Consider the following 26092-nt stretch of genomic DNA (forward strand, 5'->3'; position numbering starts at 1 on the left):
GATACGGGCACCCGCCCCGAAGGCCTCAGGCCAGCTCCTCCTTGCGCAGGCGCACGATGGGCGCCAGCACAGTGGGCAGGCTCTGCATCTGTGAGAGGGCCGTGTTCATGCGGCCTTCCTGGGTCTCGTGGGTCAGGATGATGAGGTCGGTCTGCTTCTCGCCCTCGGCGGACTCACGCTGCAGCACGGCGTCGATGGAGATGTCGTGCTCGGCCAGGATGGTGGTGATGCGCGAGAGCACGCCGGCTTCGTCCGCCACGCGAAGGCGCAGGTAGAAGCTGGTCAGCACCTGCTCCATGGGCAGGATGGGCGTGTTGCTCATGGAATCCGGCTGGAAGGCCAGGTGCGGCACGCGGTGGTCGGGGTCGGCGGTGTGCAGGCGGGTGATGTCCACCAGATCGGCGATGACGGCCGAGGCGGTCGGCTCGGCGCCGGCGCCCTTGCCATAGTAGAGCGTGGTGCCCACTGCATCGGCCTGGACCACCACGGCGTTCATTGCGCCTTCCACGTTGGCGATCAGGCGCTGGGTCGGGATCAGCGTGGGGTGCACGCGCAGCTCGATGCCGCCGCCGGCGACGTCACTGCGGCGGCGTGCGATGCCCAGCAGCTTGATGCGATAGCCCAGTTGCTCGGCGTACTTGATGTCCGTGGCCTGCAGCTGGCTGATGCCTTCCACATGGGCCTTGTCGAACTGCACCGGGATGCCGAAGGCGATGGCGCTCATGATGGTGGCCTTGTGCGCGGCATCCACGCCCTCGATGTCGAAGGTGGGGTCGGACTCGGCATAGCCCAGACGCTGCGCCTCCTTCAGCACCGTCGCGAAGTCCAGGCCCTTGCTGCGCATCTCGGACAGGATGAAGTTTGTCGTGCCGTTGATGATGCCTGCCAGCCACTCGATGCGGTTGGCGGTGAGGCCCTCGCGCAGGGCCTTGATGATGGGGATGCCACCGGCCACCGCGGCCTCGAAGGCCACCATCACGCCCTTCTCGCGGGCGGCGGCGAAGATCTCGGTGCCATGCACGGCGATCAGGGCCTTGTTGGCGGTGACCACGTGCTTGCCGGCGGCGATGGCTTCCAGCACCAGCTCACGGGCCACGCCGCAGCCGCCGATCAGCTCGACGACGATATCGATCTCCGGGTTGGCGATGATCTCGCGCGGGTCGGCCACCACTTGGGCCGCCTCGCCCACGATCTCGCGCGCCAGCGCCACATTGCGGCGCGACACCATGGTGATCTCGATCCCCCGGCCGGCCCGGCCGCGAATCTCGGCCTGGTTGCGACGCAGCACGTTGAAGGTGCCGCTACCCACGGTGCCGATGCCAAGGAGGCCGACTTTGATCGCTTTCATGGTGTGTTCTCGTTCTAGCTGGATGGGGGGCGACTCAGCGCCCGTGACGTTTTCGGTAGTTCGACAGGAATCGCTCGATGCGGCCCACGGCCTCGCGGAGGTCGTCGGTATTGGGCAGGAAGACCAGTCGGAAGTGATCGGGGGCGGTCCAGTTGAAGCCCGTCCCCTGCACGATCAGCACCTTTTCCTCGGCCAGCAGTTCATAGGCGAAGCGCTGGTCGTCTTCGATCGGGTAGATCTTGGGGTCCAGGCGGGGGAACATGTAGAGCGCGGCCTTCGGCTTGACGACGCTGACGCCCGGGATCTGGCTCAGCAACTCGTAGGCCAGGTCGCGCTGGCGGCACAGGCGGCCGGAGGGGGCCACCAGGTCCTTGATGCTTTGATAGCCACCCAGGGCGGTCTGGATGGCCAACTGGCCCGGTGTGTTGGCGCACAGGCGCATGGAGGCCAGCATGTTCAGGCCGGTGATGTAGTCCTGGGCATGGCGCTTCTCGCCCGAAACCACCATCCAGCCAGCCCGGTAGCCGCAGCTGCGGTAGTTCTTGGACAGCCCGTTGAAGGTCAGCGTGAGCACGTCTTCCGAGAGCGAGGCGATGCTGGTGTGGACGTTGCCGTCGAACAGCGTCTTGTCGTAGATCTCATCGGCCATGATGATCAGCTGGTGCTGACGCGCGAGCTCGACGATCTCCAGCAGCAGCGACTCCGGATAGAGCGCGCCCGTGGGATTGTTGGGGTTGATGACGACGATGGCCCGGGTGCGCGGAGTGATCTTGCGCTTGATGTCCTCGATGTCGGGCATCCAGTCGCTCTGCTCGTCGCAGATGTAGTGCACCGGATTGCCGCCCGAGAGGGCCACGGCGGCGGTGTAGAGCGGGTAGTCGGGCGCGGGCAGCAGCACCTCGTCGCCGTTGTCCAGCAGCGCATTCAGGGCCATCACGATCAGCTCGGAGGCGCCGTTGCCCAGGTAGACGTCGTCCACGGTCACGCCGCGGATGTTCTTTTCCTGGCAGTAGTGCACCACCGCCTTGCGGGGGGCGAAGAGGCCCTTGGAATCGGTGTAGCCGGCGGCGTCGGGCAGGTTGCGGATCATGTCCTGGACGATCTCGTCCGGGGGAGCGATGCCGAAGGCAGCGATGTTGCCGATGTTCAGCTTGATGATCTTCTGCCCCTCTTCCTCCATCTGGCGCGCCTTGTCCAGCACAGGACCACGGATGTCGTAGCAGACATTGGCGAGCTTGGCGGACTTGGAAATCGGGTTCAAGACAGGGACTCCTCGTGAGTGCCGCGCATGTTGCGCCGCAAAACGTAGAATTTAACAGGGTAGCAGGGCTTTCCCTGGATGGAGCTCCCCATGGTTCGAAAGCCGCGCAGCTAGGCTTCGTCGGCCGGCCTGCGGCCCTGCCCCTCGCTCCCGAAATTCCCTCGGACTCTCCTGAATCTACCCACACGCTCCGGCATGAAATTCCAGCTCGACGAACAGCAAGGCGGCAACAGCATCTCCCGCCATGAGAAGAACCGCGTGTGGGTCAATGGCCAGCCCCATGGCAGCAGCCTGCTGGTGCCGTGGCGCGGCGAGGTGCAGCCCTGGGGCGTGGATCGTTTCGAGGCCCTGGACGAAGCCGCCTTCGAGCGCATCCTGGTGCTCAGGCCCGAGCTGGTGATCTTCGGCAGCGGCGAGCGCCTTCGCTTCGTGCCGCCGGCGCGCTACCGGGCCCTGATCGAGGCCCGCATCGGTCTGGAGACCATGGACCTGGCCGCCGCCTGCCGAACCTACAACGTGCTGGCCGCCGAAGGCCGTTCCGTGCTGGCGGCGCTGCTGATGGAAGCACAGGACTGAGGAACCCGGCGACTGCCGCCCTCCCGGCGCCGCCCCCATCCGGCAAGCCCGGACACCCCCCCGAAAGGTCGGCAAAGCCGGGGCTTGGCGTTCAACGTATAATTGCAGGCTATGCCCAGTCGGGCAGGCCTATTAGCAAAAACGCCCACATGACGCCAGCGCTCAACAAACCCCTCCCGGAAATTGAAGCTCTTGCTACCGGAGGCGTGAAGTTCACACCCCAGGCATTCCATGGCCAGACGGTGGTGCTGTACTTCTACCCCAAGGACAATACCCCGGGTTGCACCACCGAAGCCATGCAATTCCGCGACCGCCACAAGGACTTTGTGAAGGCCGGCGCCGTGGTGCTGGGGGTGTCGCGCGACAACATGGTCTCGCATGACAAGTTCAAGCAGACCCTGGAGTTGCCCTTCGAGCTCATCGCCGATACCGAAGAGAAGCTCTGCCACATGTTCGGTGTGGTCAAGAACAAGATCATGTACGGCAAGAAGGTGAAGGGCATCGAGCGCTCCACCTTCCTGATCGACGCCAGCGGCGTGCTGCGTGCCGAATGGCGCGGCATCAAGGTGGCCGGCCATGTGGACGAAGTCCTGAAGGCCGTGAAGTCGCTGAAGAAGGAAGCCGCCTGATCGAGCCCCGGGCGGCAGCCTGAGGCCTCGGGGGTTCTGCGGCCAGTCCCGCAGTATCCTGCCCGAGCCGGTCCTGTCAGATGACGAGACCGGCTTTGTTGTATTTGGACGCCGCCCGGCCCTGTCCCCCGGGGGCCCTGGCGACTTGTGCATAATCAAACCATGCCCTCGCGCTCCGGACCCTGCCCTGAACAAAGCCGCCCTCCGACGAAGGCGGCTTTTTGCTTTTCAGGACCCCATGCCGGCGCCGGGTGGCGGTCTTCGCCCCCACTGCCAAGGACGGCTTGACCCGTCCCTTCAAACGCCTCATGCCACTGCCCAAGCCCCCGACCAAGCGCGCCAGTCGTCTGGACTCGAGCGACTACGCCACCAGCCTGGTCCCCAGCAAGAAGAAACCGGTGCTGGCCGCCCTGCCCGAGGCCCCGGCACCCAACCCGCCCGCGCCCGTGCTGAGCGTGGTCGCCGCACCCATGCCGGCCAAGCCACAGCGCACCGCCAAGGTGTTGCGCGCGGCCGAGCCGGCAGCCCCCGTCGTCGTCGAGGCCCGCGCACCCCAGGTCGAGGCGCCTGCCGCCAAGAAGGCCGCTGCGGCTCCTGCGCCGGCCCCGGCGGCCAAGGCCCGCACGAGCAAGGCGGCGAAGCCCAAGTCCGTCGGCGCGACCAAGCTCTTCGTGCTCGACACCAATGTGCTGATGCATGACCCGATGTGCCTGTTCCGCTTCGAGGAACATGACATCTACCTGCCCATGATTACGCTGGAGGAGCTGGACGGCCACAAGAAGGGCATGACCGAAGTCGCCCGCAACGTGCGCCAGGTCAGCCGTGACCTCGACGCCCTGGCGGCCAGCCTCAAGAGCAGCACGCTGGAGGAAATGGCCAAAGGCCTGCCCCTGGACCAGACCGGCCACCGCGAGGCCGGCGGCAAGCTCTTCTTCCAGACCCAGCTGATCGACGCCCCGCTGCCTCAGGGCCTGCCCCAGGGCAAGGCGGACAACCAGATCCTGGGCGTGGTGCAGGCACTCAAGGCGCAGCAGCCCGAGCGGGAAGTGGTGCTGGTGTCCAAGGACATCAACATGCGGATCAAGGCACGGGCCCTGGGCCTGCCCGCCGAGGACTACCGCAACGACAAGACCCTGGAAGACTCCGACCTCCTCTACACCGGCGTGCAGGCACTGCCCGCCGACTTCTGGGAGCGCCATGGCAAGACCATGGAAAGCTGGCAGCAGGGCGGCATCACCTTCTACCGCATCAGCGGCCCACTGGTGCCCTCGCTGCTGGTCAACGAGCTGGTCTACCTGGAAGCGCCGGGCACCGCACCGCTCTATGCCAAGGTCACCGAGATCACCGGCAAGAGCGCCGTGCTGCGCACGCTCAAGGACTACGGCCACCAGAAGAACGCTGTCTGGGGCGTCACCGCCCGCAACCGCGAGCAGAACTTTGCCCTCAACCTGCTGATGGACCCGGACGTCGATTTCGTCACCCTCACCGGCACCGCCGGCACGGGCAAGACGCTGATGACGCTGGCCGCCGGCCTCTCGCAGGTGCTGGACGAGCGCCGCTACAGCGAGATCATCGTCACCCGCGTGACGGTGCCCGTGGGCGAGGACATCGGCTTCCTGCCTGGCACCGAGGAAGAGAAGATGGGCCCCTGGATGGGCGCGCTGGACGACAACCTCGAGGTCCTGGCCCGCGGTGACAGCAGCGCCGGGGAATGGGGGCGCGCCGCCACCAACGACCTCGTGCGCAGCAAGATCAAGATCAAGAGCCTGAACTTCATGCGCGGCCGCACCTTCCTCAACAAGTTCGTCATCATTGACGAGGCGCAGAACCTGACGCCCAAGCAGATGAAGACCTTGATCACGCGCGCCGGCCCGGGCACCAAGATTGTCTGCCTGGGCAACCTCGCCCAGATCGATACGCCCTACCTCACCGAGGGCTCGTCCGGCCTCACCTACGCCGTGGACCGATTCAAGGGCTGGGCCCACAGCGGCCACGTCACCCTGGCCCGCGGCGAGCGCTCGCGTCTGGCGGACTTTGCCTCCGAGGTGCTCTAAGGCAGCGCCCCCAAACCTGTCACTTCGCGCCAGGCTCCCCCGAGGGGGCAAGGAACCTTGGGACGGCCCGGCGGCTCCTTGAGACCGCGGGCCCGCAGCCTGCACCACCGGCGGCGCTGAGGCGCCGCTTTTTCATTGAAACGCGATGACGCTCTATGTCTCCGACCTGGATGGCACCCTGCTCAATCGGCAGGGCCAGTTGTCCGATGCCACCCGCAAGGGTCTCACCGAACTGCTGGGCCAGGGCCTGGTCTTCACCGTGGCCAGCGCGCGCCATGTGGTGTCCATCCGCCAGCTGCTGGTTGGCCTGCCGCTGAGCCTGCCGGTGATCTCGTCCAACGGCGCGTTCATCAGTGACCTGGCCACGGGCCGGCACGAACTGGTGCACGGCATGGACGGCGCCCTGGGCGAGGCCCTCTTCGCCCTGGTGCGCCGCCATGGGCAGCTGCCCTTTCTCTCGGTCCACACGCCCGAGGGCGACCGGCTCTGCTGGCAGGGCGTGGAGAACGAGGGCCAGCAGCATTTCGTCAACGAGCGCGTGCAAAGCGGCGATCCGCGCCTGCGCCAATGCCTGGACCTTGCCCGCGAGCTGGGCGGCGGGCCCCTGATGACCCTGGTGGTCGTCGGCACCCACGGCCCGCTGAAGGCGCTGCAGGAGGACATCCAGACCCAGTTCGGCGAGGCGGTGCAGTGCCATCTCAACGAGGACCTCTACCGCCCCGACTGGCCCTGGCTCACCGTGCACGACCGCCGCGCCACCAAGGACCAGGCCATCCACATCCTCGCCCAGCGTTACGGCCTGACCGAGCGCGAGGTGGTGGTCTTCGGCGACCAGGTCAACGACATCACCATGCTGCGCGCGGCCCATCGCGGCGTGGCCGTGGCCAATGCCATCGACGAAGTCAAGGCTGAGGCGCATGCGGTGATCGGGCATCACGACGATGACGCGGTGCTGACCTTCCTGCAGCAGGAGTGGGCCGCCCGGCGCTGACACAGCCGTTTACAAGGGCCCCGGCCATCCAGGCGAGCATACCCGGTTGCCAATGACAGCCTGAGTCCATGCCCTACCTTCTCCAGATCGCTGAATCCGACTCCTTCGGTCCTGCCAAGTTCGTCAACAAGACCGGCCACACCGAGTGCGTGGAGTACGTGCGCCAGGCCACCGGCGCCCCATCCACGCCCGAATGGCGCCAGGGCATCCAGGTGGTGAACGCGCCCGCCGGCAGCATCCGCCGCGGCACGGCCATTGCGACCTTCGACGAACATGGCCACTATCCCCGCGACGGCCGCGGCCGCCACGCCGCCATCTTCCTGGAGGAGAACGCCTTGGGGCTCGTGGTGCTGGACCAGTGGAACAGCCAGGGCGAGGTCAAGCGCCGCACCATTTACCTGAAGCGGCCCGACTATCCGCGCGTCGATTGCGCCCGCCAGTATTTCGTCATCGAGTGAGACTGAATTGCGACCAATTGCTACGCCACCGAGGGTCTGTGCGCTGGCGCTGTGCCTGGCCACCACGGTCCGGGCCGCCTCGCCCGAAGAAGCGCCCGCCCTGAACTGCCCGGCCAGCCTGGAAGTCCATGAGCAGCCGGGCGCCCCTCCCGCAGCGCCCTGGCAGGCGATGGCCGATCCCGGCCTGCCCGTCCACGGGCTCAGCGGGGTGTCGATGCTGCAGGGACCGCCGGCCCTGGGCGCACGTCTGGTGCCCGACTTCGAGCACAAGACCGCCAGGCAGCGGCGCTACGGCTGGACCTTCTCACCGGTCCAGGCCGCCGCCCCCGCCGAGGAAGCGCGCTGGCTGGCCTGCTCCTACCACCACACCGCGCTGATCCTGGTGCGACCGCTGCCCGTAGGCGCGAAGCGCTGCGAGGTGCAGGAAGCCCTGCTGCCGACGGGGCGCAGCCTGCGGATCGAGGGCTTGCGCTGCGACTGAGCGCAAGGCGCTGAAGCCTGCCCGGTTCAGGCCCGAGGCTGCAGGTTCAGGCGGGCCTGCCCACGCTCCAGCGTCTGCCCCAGCAGGCGGGCCAGTGCGTAGACGGCATCCAGGTTGGGACTCGGCGTCCCCGTGATGCGCGCCAGCTCCACCACCGCGCCCAGCAACGCCTCCAGCTCCAGTGCGCGGCCGGCTTCGACGTCCTGCAGCATGGAGGTCTTGTGCGGCCCCACCGCCTCGGCGCCGGCGATGCGCTTGTCCAGCGAGATCTTGAACTGCACGCCCAGCAGCTCGCCCACCGTCTGCGCCTCGCTCATCATGCGGGCCGCGAGCTCGCGGGTGAGCGGAAAGCGGCAGATGTCTTCCAGGGTCGCATGGGTCAGCGCTGAGATCGGATTGAAGCTGAGGTTGCCCCACAGCTTGACCCACAGCTCGGAGCGGATGTCGCGGCTCACCGGCGCCTTGAAGCCGGCCTGCATCAGCACCTGGGACAGGGCCTCGATGCGCTCGCTGCGGCGGCCGTCCAGCTCGCCCAGGGAGAAGCGGCTGCCCTCGATCAGGCGCACGCGGCCCGGCGCCTCCAGCTGCGCCGCGGGGTAGACGATGCTGCCGATCACCTGGCCCGCGGGCAGGGTGCGCGCGATGGCACCACCGGGGTCCACGGACTCCAGCACCCGCCCCTCGTGCGGACCGGCCAGACCCTGGAAGTACCACCAGGGCAGGCCGTTGATCATGCTGACAACGAGGGTCTGCGGCCCGATCAATGCAGGCAGTTCCGGCAGCAGCTCGTGCAGCTGGTGGGCCTTGACCGTCAGCAGCACCACCTCCTGCTCGCCGGCCTCCGCCATGCGCGGCACGGCGCGCAGCTGCTCGCCGGCAGGCGCATGCAGCGAGCCGCCCTCCTCATCGACAAGGGTGAAGCCCTCGGCATTGATGGCCGCCAGGTTGCGATTGCGGGCGATGAACGTGACCGTGTTCCCAGCCAGGGCCAGGCGCGTCCCCAGCAGGCCACCGATGGCACCAGCACCGACGATTGCGAACTTCATGCACTCACCGCAAATTCATTGCGCGCCGCACGGCGCTTGAGCAGCCCCCACAGGGGCCAGACCAGCATCAGCAGGGCCAGGGCCGTCAGGCCGCCGACCAGGGCATTGGACCAGAAGATGCCCAGGCTGCCCTGCGAGAGCAGCATGGACTGCCGGAAGTTGGACTCGGCCTTGTCGCCCAGCACCAGGGCCAGCACCAGGGGCGCCAGCGGGATGCGCAGCTTCTTGAACACATAGCCCATCACGCCAAAGACCAGCATCATGTAGATGTCGAACATGGCGCCGTGCACGGTGTAGGCCCCGATGACGCAGGTCACCACGATCACCGGCGCGATGATGGCGAAGGGGATGCGCAGGATGGCCGCCCAGAAGGGCACGGTGGTCAGCACCACCAGCAGGCCCACCACATTGCTGAGGTACATGGAGGCGATCAGGCCCCAGACGAAGTCCTTGTTCTCTGCGAAGAGCATGGGACCAGGCTGGAGGCCCCAGATCACCAGGCCGCCCAGCAGCACCGCCGCGGTGGGCGAGCCCGGAATGCCCAGGGTCAGCATGGGCAGCAGGGCCGAGGTGCCGGCGGCGTGGGCCGCGGTCTCGGGCGCCACCACACCGGCCAGCTCACCCTTGCCAAAGCGCTCGGGATGGCGCGAGAGCCGCTGTGCCACGCCGTAGCTCATGAAGGACGCCGGCGTCGCGCCGCCCGGCGTGATGCCCATCCAGCAGCCGATGGCCACAGAGCGCAGGAACAGCTTCCAGTGCTTCAGCAGCTCCCACCAGGTCCGGAACACCACCCGGGGGCTGATGCGCGCGGTCTGACCCTTGAAGGACAGGCCCTCTTCCATGGTCAGCAGGATCTCGCCGATGCCGAAGAGCCCGATCACCGCGATCAGGAAGTCGAAGCCCTTCAGCAGCTCAGCGAAGCCAAAGGTCATGCGCAGCTGCCCGGTCATGTCGTCCATGCCGATGGTGGCCAGGGCGAAACCCATGAGCATGGCGATCAGGGTCTTGGCCGGCGCCTCGCGGCTCATGCCGACAAAGCTGCAGAAGGTCAGCAGCTGCACGGCAAAAAGCTCCGCCGGCCCGAAGCTCACGGCGAAGCGCGCCAGCACGGGCGCCAGGAAGCTGATGAGCAAGGTGGCGAAGAGCGCGCCCACGAAAGAGGAGGTGAATGCCGCCGTCAGCGCCTGCGCCGCCTCGCCCCGCTGGGCCATGGGGTAGCCATCGAAAGTAGTCGCCACCGACCAGGGCTCGCCCGGTATGTTGAAGAGGATGGACGTGATGGCGCCGCCGAACAGCGCGCCCCAGTAGATGCACGACAGCATGATGATGGCCGTCGTGGGGTTCATGCTGAACGTCAGCGGCAGCAGGATGGCCACGCCGTTGGCACCGCCCAAGCCAGGCAGCACACCGATCAGCACGCCCAGCAGCAGGCCCACGAGCATGTAGCCCAGGTTGGGCAGTGTGGCCGCGACGGAGAAGCCGTGCAGCAGGCTGTTGAAGTCATCCACGGTCTACTCCTCTCCAGAAACCGCCGGGCCGCCCCAAGGTTTCTTGACCCCCTTGGGGGGCCTGGCGCACAGGGCCAGGTCTGGGGGCGCCACAAACCGCACCGCCGGGCCGCCCCAAGGCCTCTTGACCCCCTTGAGGGGCCTGGCGCACAGGGTCAGGTCTGGGGGCATTCAAAAACCCAGCCAGTGCTCCAGCGGCCCCTTGGGCAGGGGCTGAACAAACCACCGCTCGAAGAGCACAAAGGCCAGCAGGGCGACGCCGGCCGACACCGGCAGGACCCGGGTCCAGCCATAGCCGCCCTGGCGCCGCATGAACCAGGCGATCAGCAGCGCCGAGGGCACATAGATGCCCAGCCAGGGGATCAGGGCCACATAGGCCACCGTGGGCAGGAAGACGGCCGCCACGTCGCGCAGCGGCCCGGCCTCGACGAAGCGTTGGGTCGTGGCCGACCAGCTCCGCAGCTGCTGCATCAGCAGCCAGGCACTGCACAAAGCCAGTCCCAGACCGATGCGCAAGGGGAAGTAGCCGGACTGTGGGCCATCATCGGCCCAACCCGTGCCCAGGCGCAGGCTGTCCCACACGAGCAGCAACGCAAAGGCCAGGACCAGTGCTGCCGTGATCAACTCCACCCAGCGCAGGGACCAGCCTCGCGCCGCTGCCGGGATGTCCGGGCTGTCATGTGAGTCCATGTCGTTTCCCCTTGCGCCTGCGCGCCCGCGCCCGCCAGCGGTCTCACTGGGCGATGAAGCCCGCGTCCTTCATCAGCGTGCGGTGCAACTGCTCATTGCGGCCCAGCCAGTCGAAGTAGGCCTCGCCCTGCAGCGCCTGCTGCTTGAAGGCCCCCTTGGCCATGAAGTCCTTCCACTCGGGCAGCTTGCGCAGCCTGTCCAGCATGCCGACGTAGAAGGCCTTCTGCTCAGGCGTCACGCCAGGGGCCATGAAGATGCCGCGCAACATCACATAGGAAACCGGGATGCCCTGCGAGCTGCAGGTGGGCAGGTCCTGCCAGCTTTGACTGGCGGTCACCTTCGCCGGGTAGGGCATGGGCATGTCGTCGAAAACGCACAGGGGGCGCAGCTTGCCGGCCCGCCAGTGGGACTCGGCCTCGATGGGGTTGTTGACCGTGGAGTCCACATGCTTGCCCACCAGTTGCACGGCCACGTCGCCCCCCCCCTTGAATGGCACGTAGACGATCTTCTTGCCCGCGGCCTTCTCCAGCATCACGGTGATGATCTGGTCTTCCTGCCTGGAGCCCGTGCCGCCCATCTTGAAGGTACCCGAGGGCTGGCTCTTGACGGCGTTGAAGTAGTCTTTGGCCGTCTTGTAGGGCGAGTCCTCGTTGACCCACAGCACAAACTGGTCGAGGGCCATCATGGACACGGGGGTCAGGTCTCGCCAGTTGAAGGGCACGCCGGTGGCGAGCGGCGTGGTGTAGAGGTTGGACAGCGTGATGACCAGCTTGTGGGGATTGCCCTTGTCGCCCTTGACGTCGAGGAAGCCCTCGGCGCCGGCGCCGCCGGACTTGTTCACCACCACGATGGGCTGGGGGGAGAGCTGGTGCTTGGCCACCATGCCCTGGATAAAGCGGGCCATCTGGTCGGCACCGCCGCCGGTGCCGGCGGGGACGACGAACTCGACGGGCTTGCTCGGCTGCCAGGCAGCTGCCAGGGCATCTCCGCAGAAAACCAGCGCCAGGGCGCCGAGGGCGTGAATCAGGTGCTTCTGCATGACAGGGGATCCATTCCTCTGGTTGAACTTGTTCTGAGGCCCTGGTTCAGCCCAGGCCCAGTTTCTGTGCCAGGCCGATGCGCTGCAGCTTGCCGGTCGCGCCCTTGGGAATCTCTGCCATGAAGAGGATCTTGGCCGGCACCTTGAAGTCCGCGAGCCGCTGGGCGACGAACTGCTGCAGCTCACGCTCGGTCGCCTCGGCGCCTTCGCGCAGCACCACCACCGCACCCACTTCCTCGCCCAGCTTGGGATGAGGCAACCCGAAGCACACCACCTGCGCCACGGCGGCGTGGTCCATCAGCACCTCATCGACCTCGCGCGGGCTGATCTTCTCGCCGCCGCGGTTGATGATTTCCTTGAGGCGGCCGGTGATGGAGACATAGCCCTCGGCATCCATCACGCCCTGGTCACCCGTGCGGAACCAGCCCTCGCGGAAGGCCTCGGCATTGGCTGACGGATTGCTCTCATAGCCCTGGGTCACATTGGGGCCGCGGATGACGATCTCGCCCGTTTCACCGGGCGCCAGCAGCACGCCGTCCGGCCCCATGATGGCCACCTCGGGGCCGGCGGCCAGGCCCACGGTGCCAGGCTTGCGCACCCCCGGCGGCAGGGGGTTGCTGGCCATCTGGTGCGTGGCTTCGGTCATGCCGTAAGCCTCGATCAGGGGCGCGCCGAAGACCTGCTCCAGCTCGCTGATGACCTGCGGCGGCATCGAGGAGGACGAGGAGCGCATGAACCGCAGCGGGTGGCGCTGAATCACGTCCGCGTTCTTGCCTGCGCGGGTCAGGATGGCCTGGTGCATGGTGGGCACGGCCGTGTACCAGGTGGGCGCGGCCTCGTCCATCCATGCGAAGAACTTCAGTGCATTGAAGCCGGGCGTGCAGAAGACCTGCGAGCCCGCGCTCAGCGGCGCCAGCACCCCGGCGATCAGGCCGTGAATGTGGAACAGGGGCATGATGTTGAGCCCCCGGTCCGCCGCATTGAACTGCAGGGTGCGGCGGATATGGGCCGCCGAGGCGCAAAGGTTGCGCTGGGACAGCGGCACGATCTTGGGCCGCGAGGTGGTGCCCGAGGTGTGCAGCACCATGGACACGTCGTCTGGCCGGGCCATGCCGCCCTGGGCGCTCGCGGCGCCGCTGCCGAAGTCGCCCGCCAGGCGGAAGTCGCCCGCGGCCTCCAGCGCCTGCAGGCGGATGAGCGGCACGCCCAGGGCCTGGGCCACGGCCACGGCGGGGGAGTCGCTGCCCTCCTCCACGATCAGGGCGCGCGCCTGGAGGTCGCGAAGGTAGAAGTCGAACTCCTCGGCCCGGTAGGCCGGGTTCAGCGGCGCACTGGCCACACCGCAGGCACAGGCCAGGAAGCAGGCGGCCATCTCCGGCCCATTGGGCAGCACGATGGCCACCCGGTCGTTGCGGCCCATGCCCCAGGCATTGAGTTGCTGCACGCTGCGCTCGATCAGCGCGCGCAGTTCGCCGTGGCTCAGTGCGTGACGCCCCGGCGCGCGCAGCGCCACGGCCTCAGCGGGAAGCGACTGCAGTTGCAGCCAGAGAGAGTCTTGGGACATGGGATCACCTTCTCGACAGCTCAGGGAACGACGGCGCAACACGTCGCACATCGGCGCCGCGACGGACCCGCAGCGCAGGTGCTGCCAGCGCGCCGCGGCAGGCCATGACGGCGCGAGCCCGCGCTCAGCGCACGTCCAGCCATTCGCCCAGCTTCATCATCTCGGCCTGCTCGAAGCGGGCGAATCCCTTCCACTTGGTGGGCTCCAGCTTCTTGCGGCCATCCTCGCTGGCGTCCAGGTTGGTCAGGTAGTTCTGCACCTTCTCGAACTGCTCGGCGCTGAGGCTGGGGCTGGCGATGACGTGCTTGATGGGCACGGCCCGGGTGTAGCCCAGAATCTTGCCACCCTTGGCCTGCCAGGCCTTGAGCACCGCGCTGGAGGCGGTCACGCCAGCATGGGTAAGGTAGTTCTCGACGAAGAAGGGCACGGCGTCCTGGTAGCGGGTGTAGGTGATGCGGACCTGCGGTGCGCTCATCTTCAGGTCTCGCAGCGTGGCACGCAGCATCACCGAGGTGATGGAGTCCTCGTCCGGTGCGCCCAGGTGCTGGCCGCGCAGGTCGGTCAGCTGGGTCCAGGTGGCATCGGCTCGCACCATGAAGCCGGCCTTGTACTCGGTGAAGCCCTTGGTCACGGCCAACAACCGGTAGCCCGAGTTCCTCATGGCCTGAATGGAGACGTGGGCCGGGTGCACCAGCGCCAGTTCCCAGCGCTTGTCGGCCAGGCCCTGGCGCAGGCTTTTGTAGTCACTGATGGGCTCGATGGTGACGGGCTGCTGCAGCAGCTTGGACAGATCCGCGGCCATGGCCGCATAGCGCGCCGCGATCTCGGCGTTACTCACCCGGTAGGTGACCCCTTCATTGATGGCAAAGGTGATGGCCTGCGCCGCAGAGCCCGACGCCAGCAACACTGCCACGCCGAGGGCCACTCTTACTTGCCCGAACAAACGCCTGAACCCTTGCATAACCGTACTCACTTCCGTCCTGCATCCCGACACGCCGGGTCATCGCAAGGCGCCCGGACTGTTGTGCGCCTTCCCCGACAGAACCTCCCCCCGGGAGAAGACGCGCGCATTGTGGCCATCTCGCCCGGCCCCACAGTCCAGCAAAACCCTCAGTTAAGGCGCAACCTGAAACATCTGACAGGGTTGATGCAGACGGCGCACAAAACACATCTGCACACACATAGCGACAGACAAGCCCGCCCCAATGACAACGGCCCGCCAGGGGCGGGCCGTCAGCAGCGCGAAGACACTGGGTCGCTCAGTGTTTCAGGTAATCGAAGAAGGCCGCGTTGCTGGGGGCGCGCCCCAGGAAGTCGCGCACCAGCTCCGGCGCCGGCTTCTGCCCCCCCTGGGCCAGAATGCGCTCGCGGTAGCGACGGCCGACCTCGGCATCGAGCTTGCTGGCCTCGAAGGGGCTGCGCAGATCCATGGCCAGCACCAGGCTCCAGAGGTAACCGTAGTAGCCCGCGCCATAGCCGCCAGCGATATGGGAGAAGCCCGCCACGAACTTGCTGCCCGGCACATGGCCCATGGGCGTGGCGCCTTCCATCTTCGCCCACAGGGCCTGCGGGTCCTGGGGCTCCTTGCCATGCAGGGCCAGGTCATAGCTGGCATAAAGATGCTGGCGGCCGTACTGCGTGCCCTTGCCAAAGTGCTTGGCGGCCACGACCTTGTCCACCAGGGCCTCGGGCATGGGCTTACAGGCGGGGCAGACCTCCAGCATCAGGGGCAGCACCTGCTTGTTGACCACCCAGTCCTCCAGCATCTGCGAGGGCGCCTCGACGAAATCATGCATCACCGCCGTGCCGGCCTGCTGCAGGTAGAAGGTGTTGCTGAGGTTGTTGTGCACGGCATGGCCCAGCTCGTGCAGCAGGGTCTCCATCTCGTCAACGGTCAGACCCTTGCGGTTGAAGTTGACCACCAGGGCCGCGGCCGGCAGGCGCCCGACGCGGGTGGCGCTCCCGCGCAGGGGCCAGACGGCAGCGTGGTTGTACTTGCCCTCGCGGGGGAAGAGGTCCACGTAGAGATTGGCCAGGGGCTTGCCGGTGGCGGCGTCGCTAACGGCAAAGGCCTTGACCTCGGGGTGCCACAGGTCGGCCGGCACCTCGGTGTACTTCACGCCCATCAGGCGCTCGATGATGCGCATGGCGAAGCGCAGGCTCTCCTGGGCGGGGAAATACTCGCGCAGGGCTTCCTGGTCCACCTGGAAGCGAGCTTGCCGCAGGCGCTCGGCATAGAAGCTCGCATCCCAGCGCTCGATGCGGACTTGGGCCAGGGGCAGGCCCATGTGCTGGGCCTTGGCGCCCTGCAGCTCGGCCACATCGGCGCGCTCACGTTCGGTGACCGTGGCCTGGACCTCGTCCAGGAATTTCCAGGCCGTCTGCGCATTGCCGGCCATGCGGCGGCGCAGGTTGAAGTCCACATAGTTGTCATAGCCAAACAGGGCCGCGTACTCGCGGCGCAGCTGGGCGATCTCGGCCAGCAGACGCAGATTGGGCTCACCGCCCTCGTTGACCTTGGCCTCCCACATGCGGCGGCGCGTCTCGGGGTTCTCTGCCGACTGCAATACAGGCCCATAGCTGGGATAGTCAACGCCCAGCAGCACACGCCCCTGGGCATCGCGGCGCGCGTGCTTCCACACCCCCTCGGGCACGCCCTGCAGCTCGGACTCGGTGTAGGCGATCTGGAGGTTGGCGTCGCGGATGTTCTTGTTGAACTGCTGGTCCAGCTCGCCCAGCTTGTCGATGATGGCCTTGGCGCGCTGGCGCTTGGGCGCGGACAGGGACACGCCGCTGTCCTCGAAGGCGCCCAGCGCCACACGCTGCAGCTCGCGGTCGCGCGGCTGGGGCGTGGGGGCGCGCTTGAGGGCCTTGTAGAGCTGCTCGTTCTGGGCGACGGTGGAGTTGAACTGCGTCCAGCGCATGGAGCAGGCCTGAGCCGCATCGCGACCAGCCTTGTCCGGATGGACGTACTGCACGAAATCGACAGCGCTCTGGCCGTCTTCCACCGTGGCAGCGTAGTCGTCAAAGGCGGCCATCCAGCCCAGGTCCACCTTGCGGCGCTCCAGCTGGGCCAGCGCCTTCTTGGCCGAGGCCAGGCCGTTGTCGCAGGCCTGGCGGATCTGGGCCACCGTCTTCAACGTGGGGAACAGCGGGGCGGGCAGCGAGGGGGCCGCATCCGCCTGTGCCGGGCCTGCAACGCCGGCCAGGCCGGCCAAACCGGCCAGGAGAAGCGCGCCGACGAGGCGGCGCGGGGTCTGCATCGATGTCATGGTGTGGCTGCGCGATGGCACGGTTAGCACCAACGCCTCTCTGGGAAGGATGCGCGGATTGTGCCCGCGGCCCTGCCCTCGCCCGGAAGTCAGCGCACCGGGACAAACACCAAGAACAGCCGGGATGACGCGCTCGTCAGCCCCCCAACAGGCTGCGTATCTGCTGCAGGGCCGAGGGGTCCTCGATGGTGGTCAGATCGCCCGGATCGCGCTGCTCGCACACCGCCTGGATGGCGCGGCGCAGCAGTTTGCCCGAGCGGGTCTTGGGCAGCACGCTCACGAAGCGCACGCGGGCCGGCCGGGCCACCGCGCCCAGTTGCTCGTCCACCCGCCTCATGATCTCGGCTTCCTGCTCGCGGGCGCCCTCTTCCGTGGCCGCGAGGCTGGCGTCCTTCAGCACGGCGAAGGCCATGGCCACCTGACCCTTGAGCTGATCCGCCACGCCCACCACGGCCACTTCGGCCACATTGGGATGGCTGGCGATGCTCTCCTCGATCTCGCGCGTGCCCAGGCGGTGGCCGGCCACGTTGATCACGTCGTCGGTACGGCCCAGGATGTAGTAGTAGCCGTCCTCGTCTCGGATGCCCCAGTCGAAGGTTGAGTACACCAGCTTGTCAGGGATGCTGGACCAGTAGGTGTTGACGAAGCGGGCATCGTCGCCCCACACCGTCTGCAGGCAGCCCGGCGGCAGCGGGCCCTCGATGGCCACCACGCCCTTCTGGTTGGCACCCGTGAGCTCCTCGCCGGTGTTCTCGTTGAGCAGCTTCACCTTGTAGCCGTACATGGCCACACCGGGGGACCCGAACTTGCTGGGCTTCTTCTCCACGCCGTTGGCAATGGAGAGGATGGGCCAGCCGGTCTCGGTCTGCCAGTAGTTGTCGATGATGGGGCGGCCCAGGCTCTGCGCGATCCAGGTCGCGGTGGGCTCGTCCAGGGGTTCGCCTGCCAGGAACAGAGCGCGAAGGCTGCTGAGGTCGTACTTGCCCAGGTAGGCGGGATCCTGCTTCTTGAGCACGCGCACGGCGGTCGGTGCGCTGAACATCACCGAGACCTTGAAACGCTCGACCAACTGCCACCAGATGCCCGCATCCGGCACGGTGGGCAGGCCCTCGTACATCAGCGTGGCCATGCCGGCGATCAGCGGGCCGTAGATGATGTAGCTGTGGCCCACCACCCAGCCGATATCGCTGGTGGAGAAGTAGGTCTCTCCGGCATGGCCGCAGTAGATGTGCTTCATGCTGGCCGCGAGAGCCACGGCATAGCCCCCCACATCGCGCTGCACGCCCTTGGGTTTGCCGGTGGTGCCGCTGGTGTAGAGGGTGTAGCTGATGGCGTTGGACTCCAGCCAGGTGCAGGGCACCTGCGCATCCCTGTGCTGCGCGCGCAGAGCGGCGTAGTCCAGGTCACGCCCGGCCACGTGCTCGAAGGCAGCCAGGCCGCGGTCCACCATCAGCACTGCCTGCGGTTTGTGCTGTGCCAGTTGGATGGCCTCATCCAGCAGGTGCTTGTAGGGCACGACCTTGCCGGAGCGGCTGCCTGCGTCGGCACTCACCACGAGCTTGGGCGTGGCATCGTCGATGCGGCTGGCCAGGGACACGCTGGCGAAGCCGCCGAACACCACCGAGTGGATGGCGCCGATGCGCGCGCAGGCCAGCATGGCGAAGGCCGCCTCCGGGATCATGGGCATGTAGATCAACACCCGGTCGCCCTGCCCCACGCCCTGGGCCTGGAGGATGGCGGCCATGCGTTCGACCTCGCGCTGCAGTTCGCGGAAGCTGTAGATGCGCTCCTCCTTGACCTCGGTGGAGACCCAGATCAGCGCGTCCTGCTCGCCACGGTCACGGGCGTGGCGGTCCACGGCGTTGTGGCAAAGATTGGTCGTGCCACCGACAAACCATTGGGCGAAGGGCGGCCGGCTGTAGTCGCAGACCTGCTCGAAAGGCGTCTGCCACTCGATCAGCGCCGCCTGCTCGCGCCAGAATTCGTCCGGCTGCTCGACCGAACGACGGTAAAAGCTGGCGTAATCGCCCGGAACCTGGGGGGCGGTGCTGCCGGGAATGCTGCTCATGGCTGACCTCTGCATTTCCATAATTACGAATTACGGCGCATTTCACGACGGGGCTCTGACGGCAGCCTGACCCCGGAGCGTCATGCCGGCGAGCATTGCCGGGGATCAATCCCGGAGCGCTTGCTGTGCGCTTGGACACATGTGCCGGGGCCCCCCTATGGTCCAATAGGGCTTGTTCCCCAAACTGAAACGCGGGGTGATTCGGGTATCGAACAGCGCCCGGAATTACCCGCGGTTTGCCCCTGCCTTGCTTGACACTGCCAAGACCCGCTTCTTAAGCTGCGCGGCCGAGATCAAGTTCCCGATGCTGCCAGCCCGACATCCTTCCCGCCGCCAGAGCTCCCTGCGCCCCCTGCACATGGTGGCGGCTTGTGCCGCCCTCGCGCTGGGCGTGTGCGCCACGGGCGCGCTGGCGCAGCAGCAGTCGGCGCAGGGCAATGCCCCGCTGGCGCCGCCGCCGGGCACCATGATGGGTGCCTATGGCCAGAGCCAGCAGGTGGCCGCCCAGCCGGGCGCCATCGCAGCCGCCAAGACCAGCCCGGCACCGGCCGACCTGGCCGCCGCCGCGGCCGCGGGTTCGAGCCCCAGCACCAATGGCAATGACGCCATCACCCGTTTCCTCCAGGACACCGGGCTGATGAAAAACGCCAGTGAAAACAAGCTGCTGAACCAGGTGCGCGACACCGCTTCCGACCTGGTCATGTCGGCCATGAACTTCCTGGGCGTTCCCTACAAGCGGGGCGGCAAATCCCTGGAGAGCGGATTCGACTGCAGCGGCTTCACCCGCCACATCTTCGAGATGTCCGTGGGCTTGGTTCTGCCCCACCGAGCAGACGAACAGGCGCGCCTGTCCAGCCTCATACCCATCAAGCAGGAAGAGCTGAAGCCGGGCGACCTGGTCTTCTTCAACACGATGAAGCGCACCTTCTCACACGTGGGCATCTACGTGGGCGACGGCAAGTTCATCCACAGCCCCCGCGTGGGCAGCGCCGTGCGCGTGGAGGACCTGCGCGAAGCCTACTGGGCCAAGCGCTTTACCGGAGCCCGCCGGGCCGACCTGGCCGCAGCGCAGGCCTCCGCAGACGGCCGCAACCCCCAGGCGCAGCCGGCGCTGATCCGCTAGTCGAAGGGGCGAGCCCAGCCGGCCGGCGCGCCGCCGCCACATCCCGGCTGTTCGCGCTGACAGCGGCTTTCGGCGCATCCAGCCCTTCAAGCGGCTCACTGCCCGAGCTAGCCCCTGCACGGCGGGCGTTGCGCCGCCCCCGTCAAGACAGGCAGGCGCCTTGGGCCTGTCGCCACCGGGCCACGGGCAGTCGCTCAGCGAAACAAGACCAGCTTGCCGAGGGCCAGGAACGGCGCCAATGCCGCCACCAGCATGCAGACCGTGTCGAAGCGGCTGCTGACAAAGTCCCGCCTCAGCACGCCCAGCCGATGGGCGACGAACAGCAGGAGGAGCGGCATGTAGACCCCCAACACGCCGACCACGCCCAAGGCGGAAGCCATGGACGTTGAGACCTTGGCCAAAAGGCCGACGGCCAGATAGAGCGCGCTGGCCAGGACGAGGATCCGCCCTTCGTTCGTACCCAGAAGAACCCGGGTCCAGCGTTGACGCGCGGACGGGCTGTCTCGACGGGCCGGCGGCGCATTCTTGGGCGCCAATCCAGCAGAAGCCGCCGCCTGGCCGGTGTGCCCCTCAGCCAGGTCCACCTTGGACATGGGGATCGCGCACTCCATGACGATGAGCAGAGCAAGCTCCGGCGCCAGCACCGCCTTGCTGGCTTCCATCGCCTCCTGGGCGGCGGCGGCGAACAGCATGGGCCACTCGGAGGGCTCCTTGCAGTAGCGCTTGACCGTGGGCAGCAGTGCCGGCCACAGGGCCTTGACGTAGTTGATGGGCGTGTCGCTGGCGACCCGGCCCTGCGGCAACCTGGGCCGGCCGAAGGCGCTCGTGCCGACCGACTGGACGACGTGCTCAAAGATGGGCTTGAGGTCAGGCAGCGTCTGGCAGCCAAGATGCTGCGCGGCACCGGCAGCAAGGCTCCAGACGGAATAGGGCCCTTCAGCCAGGGCCTGGTTCAGCGGCTCGCCGAAGAAATACGTCTTGCCATCGGGGCTCTTGACCGTGATGAAGGCGGCAGTCTCTGGCTGCCCCTTGGCCAGGGCTTGCTCGCGCAGGCTGGCCTGACAGGCGTAGCCCGCCAAGGCACCCAGGGCGCAGAGCAAGGACTCGGCGTGGACGCCCCGCTCCCCCTTCATCCCATGCAGCAGCTTCTGGAAGATGTCCTTGGCACCGAGCTTGGCGCCGATCAAGGGGTCGGTCTGCCGCTGTGCCTCGATGGCTCGAAACAGCGCCTCGGTCGCCGGATGCGGCGCTGACGGCTCGGCGCGCTGGCCGGTGGCGCCTGTTGCGGCAGATGATGGGGAGGGCGGGGACAGGGACACAACAACTCTCCGACGAAGCAGCCTACGCGGGGGGCCAGACCATCGCCTGCCCCATGAAAAATGGGGCCACATGGTACCGCAGGGCAGCTGCCGACCTTCACCGGGACGCCCACAATCCGCCCATCCCGGCCGCATCGGCATGCCCCTCATGCGCTGCCGCCCCGCAAGGAAAAGCCCACCGGCCAGACCATCGTCCGGGCGGTGGGTTCCTGCAGGGGAAGGCTCCCTCAGCGAGCGCGGGGACCGTGCCTCGCGGTGGCAGCAGGCTCGCCATCAGGCCGCCATCAGGCCGCCATCAGGCCGCCATCAGGCCGCCTTCACTTGGCCGGCGTGGTGTTGGCCGTCTTGAGGTGCTTGTCGAGGAACTGCAGCATGCGGCCGCTGGCCTCGATGTTGTTCTTCTTCTTCGAGAAGCCGTGGCCTTCGTCGTCAAAGACCACGTACTCCACCGGCACGCCGTTCTTTTTGACCGCCTCGACGATCTCGTCGCTCTCGGGCTTGATCACGCGCGGGTCGTTGGCGCCCTGGATCACCATCAGCGGCTTGCGGATCTCCTTGGCATGGAACAAGGGCGAGGTGGCGATGAGGAAGTCCTTGTCCTTCACCGGATCCCCCACCTCCTGGTAGAGGGCCTGGCGGAAGCTCTCCCAGTAGGGCGGGATGGATTCCAGCGTGCGCAGCCAGTTGGAGACACCGAAGATGTCGATGCCCACCTTGAAGGCCTCGGGGCGGAAGGCGAGGGCTGCCAGGGTCATGTAGCCGCCGTAGGAACCGCCGATGATGCCGATGCGCTCAGGGTCGATCACGCCGGTGCTGGCCAGGTAGGTCTTGGCCTCCACGCAGTCCCACAGCGGTTCGCGACCGTGCTTGCCGTCGTCAGCGGTGAAGAAGCTCTTGCCGTAGCCCGAGCTGCCGCGGTTGTTGATGCCCAGCACCGCATAGCCGTGGTTGGCGAAGTACTGCATCAGGGCGGAGTAGCCGCGCATGGTCTGGCCGCCGGGGCCGCCATGCACCCAGACCAGGGCGGGCACCTTGTTGGTGGGCGAGGCATCCTTGGGCTGGTAGTAGACCGAGGGAATGCTCATGCCGTCGAAGGACTTGAAGCGCACGACCTTCGCGTCCACGAGGTCATCCGGATTGACCTCCTTGGACATGCTCTGCGTCAGCTGCTTCACCTGCTTGCTGGCGAAGTCATAGACGAACAGATTGCTGGGTGAGCGATCGCCGTTCACATAGAAGGCCATCTTGCCGCTGCTGCCCGAGAAGCGCACGCCCCGGATCTCGCCGCCCGGCAGCTTGGGCAGGGTCACCTCGCGCTCCATGCCGTCCTTGCCCATCTCGCGCAGCTTCAGCGCGATGCTGGCGTCGGCGTTGATGCCGGTGACGCGGTAGCGGCCGTCGTCCGAGAAGTCGGTGTAGACCACGTCCCAGTCGGCCTTCTCCAGCTCGCTCATCTTGCCGCTGGCCAGGTCGTAGCTCATCAGACGGGTGAACTCGGCGCCCTCGTTGCTGGTAATCAGCAAGCGCTTGGAGGCCGGATCGAAGCCTGCCGGGCTGTTGTCGGCCACGCCCTGGTGGGGCGTCACGTGCTTGGTGGTCTTGGTCTGGGTGTCGTAGAGGTAGACATCCTTGTCGGCCGTGGTGTTGGTCTTGCCGAAGGCGATCCAGCGGCCGTCGTCACTGACCTGGGCCACATTCAGGCCGGTCTCGTTCTTGTAGACCAGCTCGCGAGCGTAGGTCTTGGCGTCGTAGCGGTAGACGTCGAAGAAGCGCGCATCGCGCTCGTTGGTGGCCACATGGAAGCTGTTCTTGTCACCGGACCAGCCCATGAACATAGCCTTGAGCTTGTCGCCCGGGGTCAGGTCTTTCTCGCTGCCGTCCAGCTCGCGCACATAGAGGTGGTTGAGCTCGTTGCCGCCCTGGTCGCGGGTGTAGAGCACCCGGTCGTCCTTGGGGAAGTAGCCGACGGCGTAGTGGCTGTCCTTGGTGGAGCTGGTCAGGGCCACCGGCTCCCCGCCCGTAACGGGGATGCTGTAGACATTGAAGATGCCGGTCTTGTTGCTGTGGAAGAGGATGCGCTTCTCGTCGGCGCTGAAAGAGGCGCCGCCGATATTGGTCGTCGCCATGAACTGCTCGATGGTGTAGCGCTTGGGCGCGGCGGGCGCGCTGCTTTGCTTGGCGCTGGTCGCGGCCTGGGCCGGCAGGCTCATGAGCAGGCCGCCGGTGCTGGCCAGCGCCAGGCACAGGGCCAGGCGATTCAGGGCGATGCGGGGTGACGCGGACTTCCGTTGTTCGTTCTTCAAGTGGTGCTCCTCGTTGGCTCGGCTGGGCGAAGACCCGGCACCGCGCCAATGTAGTGAGACCACCCGTCCTTGCCAATCCCCCGCGGATGACCTGCAGCCGGTAGCGGACGAACTGCAGACCGGAGCGCACAGCCGGGGCCCGGCCATGAAGAAAGCCACCGGCCTCTCGGCGGGTGGCTTGCTGCGACGGGCGCGGGTTTACTTGCCCGTGGGCACCTTGCCCTCGACGCCCTTCACGTAGAAGTTGATGCCAGAGAGGAACTTGTCGTCGGCGACCTCGTCCTTCTTCAGCACTTCCTTGCCGTCCTGGCCGACGATGGGGCCCTTCCAGATCGCGAAGCTGCCATCCTTCAGGCCGGCCTTGACCTTGTCGATCTGCGCGCGGGTGTCGGCCGGCACGGCCTCGGCCAGGGAGACCAGGTCGATCGCGCCTTCCTTGACGCCCCACCAGCTGTGGCTGCCGGGGCCGGCCGTCCACTTGCCGTCCAGCGCGTCACGCACGGCCTTGATGTAGTACGGGCCCCAGTTGATGACGGCCGAGGCCAGGTGGGCCTTGGGCCCGTAGGCGGTCATGTCGGAATCCCAGCCGAAGGCGTACTTGCCGTTCTTCTCGGCGGTCTGCAGCACGGCGCTGGAGTCGGTGTTCTGCATCAGCACGTCGGCGCCGCCATCGATCAGCGACTGCGCGGCCTCGGTCTCCTTGGGCGGGTTGAACCACTCGTTGACCCAGACCACGCGCACCTTGACCTTGGGGTTCACGCTCTGCGCGCCCAGGGTGAAGCTGTTGATGTTGCGGATCACCTCGGGGATGGGGATGGAGCCCACCACACCCAGCATGCCGCTCTTGCTCATCTTGCCCGCCACCACGCCGGCCATATAGGCGCCTTCGTAAGTGCGAGAGTCGTAGGTGCGCATATTGGCGGCCTGCTTGTAGCCGGTGCCGTGCTCGAACTTGACGTCGGCCGTGTCGGCGGCGACCCTGAGCATGGGCTCCATGTAGCCGAAGGTGGTGCCGAAGATCAGCTTGTTGCCCTGACCCACCATGTCGCGGAAGACGCGCTCAGCGTCGGCGGCCTCTGGCACCTTCTCGACGAAGCTGGTCTGGACCTTGTCGCCGAATTCCTTCTCCACGGCCTTGCGGGCGTTGTCGTGAGCGAAGGTCCAGCCACCGTCACCCACGGGGCCGACATAGGCGAAGGCGATCTTCAGCGGCTCGGACTTGGCCGCCGGGGCGGACGCGGCCGAGGCGGCGGACGCTGGGCTGGCGGCTTCTTCCTTCTTGCCGCAGCCGACCAACAGGGCCGCAGCGGCCAGGCCGGACCAGCCGGCCCACTTGATCAGATCACGCTTGCCAATGTGACGCATGGGTGCTCCTTGGAAATCCCGCGAGGGGAATGACGGGGTGAAGACTGCAGAAAATTCCAGCCGGCGATCTTAGCCGCCCGGATGGAATGGCTTGCCCAGGGAAGCCGGCATGTTGGCGCGGATGAAGCCGCCGTTGCGCGAGATCCCCACCAGCACCACGATGGTCGCCAGGTAGGGCAACATGGACAGCAACTGGCTGGGCACTTCCACCCCCTGCCCCTGCAGATGGAACTGCAGCATGGTGACGCCACCGAAGAGATAGGCGCCCAGCAGCACGCGGGCCGGCCGCCATGTGGCGAAGGTGGTCAGGGCCAGAGCGATCCAGCCCTTGCCGGCAATCATGCCCTCCACCCACAGCGGGGTATAGGCCACCGAGACATAGGCCCCGGCCAGGCCACACAGCGCACCGCCGGCCAGCACGGCCAGCAGGCGGATGCGGCGCACCGGATAGCCCAGGGCATGGGCTGACTCGGGCGACTCGCCCACCGCGCGCAGCACCAGCCCGGCGCGCGAGCGGTAGAAGAACCAGGCCAGGCCCGCCGTCAGCGCCATCGCGCCGTAGACCAGGGGATGCTGCTTGAAAAGCGCCGTGCCGACGAAGGGCAGATCGCTCAAGCCGGGAATAGCGAAGCTGGGCCGCGCCGAGAGCTTTTCCTGCACATAGCCCTGGCCCACGAAGGCCGAGAAGCCCGCGCCGAAGAGGCTCAGCGCAAGCCCGGCGGCGTACTGGTTGGTGTTGAGCCACAGGACCAGCAGCGCGAAGACCCCGGCCAGCGCCGCGCCCGCGGCCATGCCGGCAAGGAAGGCCAGGCTGTCACTGCCCGTGTGCACGCCGGTGGCAAAGCCGGCGATGGCGGCCACCAGCATCATGCCCTCGGCACCGAGGTTGAGGACGCCGGCGCGTTCGTTGATCAGCAGTCCCAGTGCCGCCAGGGCCAGCAAGGTGCCCGCATTGAGCGTCGCGGCGACGAGGGCGGCGAGTGAGTTCAGATCCATG

21 protein-coding genes are annotated in these 26092 nt (G+C 67.1%); 7 read left to right on the forward strand and 14 right to left on the reverse strand.

Annotated elements, in window-relative coordinates; translation table 11 throughout:
- Nucleotides 1–25 precede the first annotated feature (25 nt).
- Together H5407_RS05025 and H5407_RS05030 are read right to left on the reverse strand one after the other, a co-directional pair.
- On the reverse strand, nucleotides 26–1348 hold the full coding sequence (locus H5407_RS05025; protein WP_183103335.1) for a homoserine dehydrogenase: 1323 nt from the start codon (nucleotides 1346–1348) through the stop codon (nucleotides 26–28).
- Between the two features lie 34 nt (nucleotides 1349–1382).
- Nucleotides 1383–2609, reverse strand: coding sequence for a pyridoxal phosphate-dependent aminotransferase (locus H5407_RS05030; RefSeq protein ID WP_183103336.1), 1227 nt, complete (start codon nucleotides 2607–2609; stop codon nucleotides 1383–1385).
- Between the two features lie 195 nt (nucleotides 2610–2804).
- On the opposite strand from H5407_RS05030, the gene H5407_RS05035 reads away from it, so the two are divergent.
- From H5407_RS05035 to H5407_RS05060, 6 genes are all read left to right on the forward strand, one after another.
- Complete coding sequence (locus tag H5407_RS05035; RefSeq protein ID WP_183103337.1) at nucleotides 2805–3185, forward strand: Mth938-like domain-containing protein; 381 nt, start codon at nucleotides 2805–2807, stop codon at nucleotides 3183–3185.
- Between the two features lie 149 nt (nucleotides 3186–3334).
- On the forward strand, nucleotides 3335–3814 hold the full coding sequence (locus tag H5407_RS05040; RefSeq protein WP_183103338.1) for a peroxiredoxin: 480 nt from the start codon (nucleotides 3335–3337) through the stop codon (nucleotides 3812–3814).
- 308 nt (nucleotides 3815–4122) lie between these two features.
- On the forward strand, nucleotides 4123–5868 hold the full coding sequence (locus H5407_RS05045; protein WP_183103339.1) for a PhoH family protein: 1746 nt from the start codon (nucleotides 4123–4125) through the stop codon (nucleotides 5866–5868).
- Nucleotides 5869–6013: 145 nt separating this feature from the next.
- Entirely contained in the window at nucleotides 6014–6859 is an 846-nt protein-coding gene (locus H5407_RS05050) for an HAD family hydrolase (protein ID WP_183103340.1), read from the forward strand.
- 68 nt (nucleotides 6860–6927) lie between these two features.
- Nucleotides 6928–7317, forward strand: a complete 390-nt coding sequence (locus tag H5407_RS05055) for a BPSL0067 family protein (protein WP_183103341.1) — start codon at nucleotides 6928–6930, stop codon at nucleotides 7315–7317.
- A gap of 7 nt (nucleotides 7318–7324) precedes the next feature.
- Nucleotides 7325–7798: an STY0301 family protein gene (locus tag H5407_RS05060; RefSeq protein ID WP_183103342.1), complete on the forward strand. Its 474-nt coding sequence runs from the start codon at nucleotides 7325–7327 to the stop codon at nucleotides 7796–7798.
- Nucleotides 7799–7824: 26 nt separating this feature from the next.
- Here the strand turns inward: H5407_RS05060 and H5407_RS05065 are convergent, their stop codons facing one another.
- The 8 genes from H5407_RS05065 to H5407_RS05100 all read right to left on the reverse strand — a co-directional run bounded on the left by H5407_RS05065 (nucleotide 7825) and on the right by H5407_RS05100 (nucleotide 18985).
- Nucleotides 7825–8844 (reverse strand): 2-dehydropantoate 2-reductase, encoded by a 1020-nt coding sequence (locus H5407_RS05065; RefSeq protein ID WP_183103343.1) that lies wholly within the window; start codon nucleotides 8842–8844, stop codon nucleotides 7825–7827.
- The gene (locus tag H5407_RS05070; protein ID WP_183103344.1) at nucleotides 8841–10352 is read right to left on the reverse strand and encodes a tripartite tricarboxylate transporter permease; all 1512 of its coding nucleotides are present in this window, start codon (nucleotides 10350–10352) and stop codon (nucleotides 8841–8843) included. The genes H5407_RS05065 and H5407_RS05070 overlap by 4 nt, the downstream gene beginning before the upstream one ends.
- Nucleotides 10353–10523: 171 nt before the next feature.
- Nucleotides 10524–11042: a tripartite tricarboxylate transporter TctB family protein gene (locus tag H5407_RS05075; RefSeq protein WP_183103345.1), complete on the reverse strand. Its 519-nt coding sequence runs from the start codon at nucleotides 11040–11042 to the stop codon at nucleotides 10524–10526.
- Between the two features lie 43 nt (nucleotides 11043–11085).
- The gene (locus H5407_RS05080; RefSeq protein WP_183103346.1) at nucleotides 11086–12081 is read right to left on the reverse strand and encodes a tripartite tricarboxylate transporter substrate binding protein; all 996 of its coding nucleotides are present in this window, start codon (nucleotides 12079–12081) and stop codon (nucleotides 11086–11088) included.
- A 46-nt stretch (nucleotides 12082–12127) separates the two neighbouring features.
- Nucleotides 12128–13645, reverse strand: a complete 1518-nt coding sequence (locus H5407_RS05085; RefSeq protein WP_183103347.1) for an acyl--CoA ligase — start codon at nucleotides 13643–13645, stop codon at nucleotides 12128–12130.
- A gap of 124 nt (nucleotides 13646–13769) precedes the next feature.
- The gene (locus tag H5407_RS05090) at nucleotides 13770–14558 is read right to left on the reverse strand and encodes a PhnD/SsuA/transferrin family substrate-binding protein (protein ID WP_310737616.1); all 789 of its coding nucleotides are present in this window, start codon (nucleotides 14556–14558) and stop codon (nucleotides 13770–13772) included.
- 346 nt (nucleotides 14559–14904) lie between these two features.
- Nucleotides 14905–16917 carry a M3 family metallopeptidase gene (locus tag H5407_RS05095; protein ID WP_183103349.1) on the reverse strand — a complete coding sequence of 671 codons (2013 nt, stop codon included), beginning with the start codon at nucleotides 16915–16917 and terminating at the stop codon, nucleotides 14905–14907.
- A 136-nt stretch (nucleotides 16918–17053) separates the two neighbouring features.
- Nucleotides 17054–18985 (reverse strand): propionate--CoA ligase, encoded by a 1932-nt coding sequence (locus H5407_RS05100; RefSeq protein WP_183103350.1) that lies wholly within the window; start codon nucleotides 18983–18985, stop codon nucleotides 17054–17056.
- A gap of 304 nt (nucleotides 18986–19289) precedes the next feature.
- Here H5407_RS05100 and H5407_RS24650 point away from each other — a divergent pair, with 304 nt between their 5' ends.
- Nucleotides 19290–20108, forward strand: a complete 819-nt coding sequence (locus H5407_RS24650) for a C40 family peptidase (RefSeq protein ID WP_220800481.1) — start codon at nucleotides 19290–19292, stop codon at nucleotides 20106–20108.
- Between the two features lie 194 nt (nucleotides 20109–20302).
- Here H5407_RS24650 and H5407_RS05110 read toward each other — a convergent pair whose 3' ends face one another.
- The 4 genes from H5407_RS05110 to H5407_RS05125 all read right to left on the reverse strand — a co-directional run bounded on the left by H5407_RS05110 (nucleotide 20303) and on the right by H5407_RS05125 (nucleotide 26091).
- Nucleotides 20303–21427 carry a hypothetical protein gene (locus tag H5407_RS05110; protein WP_183103351.1) on the reverse strand — a complete coding sequence of 375 codons (1125 nt, stop codon included), beginning with the start codon at nucleotides 21425–21427 and terminating at the stop codon, nucleotides 20303–20305.
- 317 nt (nucleotides 21428–21744) lie between these two features.
- Nucleotides 21745–23730, reverse strand: coding sequence for a S9 family peptidase (locus tag H5407_RS05115; RefSeq protein ID WP_255501069.1), 1986 nt, complete (start codon nucleotides 23728–23730; stop codon nucleotides 21745–21747).
- A 198-nt stretch (nucleotides 23731–23928) separates the two neighbouring features.
- On the reverse strand, nucleotides 23929–25095 hold the full coding sequence (locus H5407_RS05120; RefSeq protein ID WP_183103352.1) for a BMP family ABC transporter substrate-binding protein: 1167 nt from the start codon (nucleotides 25093–25095) through the stop codon (nucleotides 23929–23931).
- 69 nt (nucleotides 25096–25164) lie between these two features.
- The gene (locus tag H5407_RS05125) at nucleotides 25165–26091 is read right to left on the reverse strand and encodes an ABC transporter permease (RefSeq protein ID WP_404935591.1); all 927 of its coding nucleotides are present in this window, start codon (nucleotides 26089–26091) and stop codon (nucleotides 25165–25167) included.
- Nucleotide 26092: the final 1 nt, after the last annotated feature.

The sequence above is a fragment of the Mitsuaria sp. WAJ17 genome, assembly GCF_014174515.1.
Classification (GTDB): Bacteria; Pseudomonadota; Gammaproteobacteria; order Burkholderiales; family Burkholderiaceae_C; genus Roseateles_B.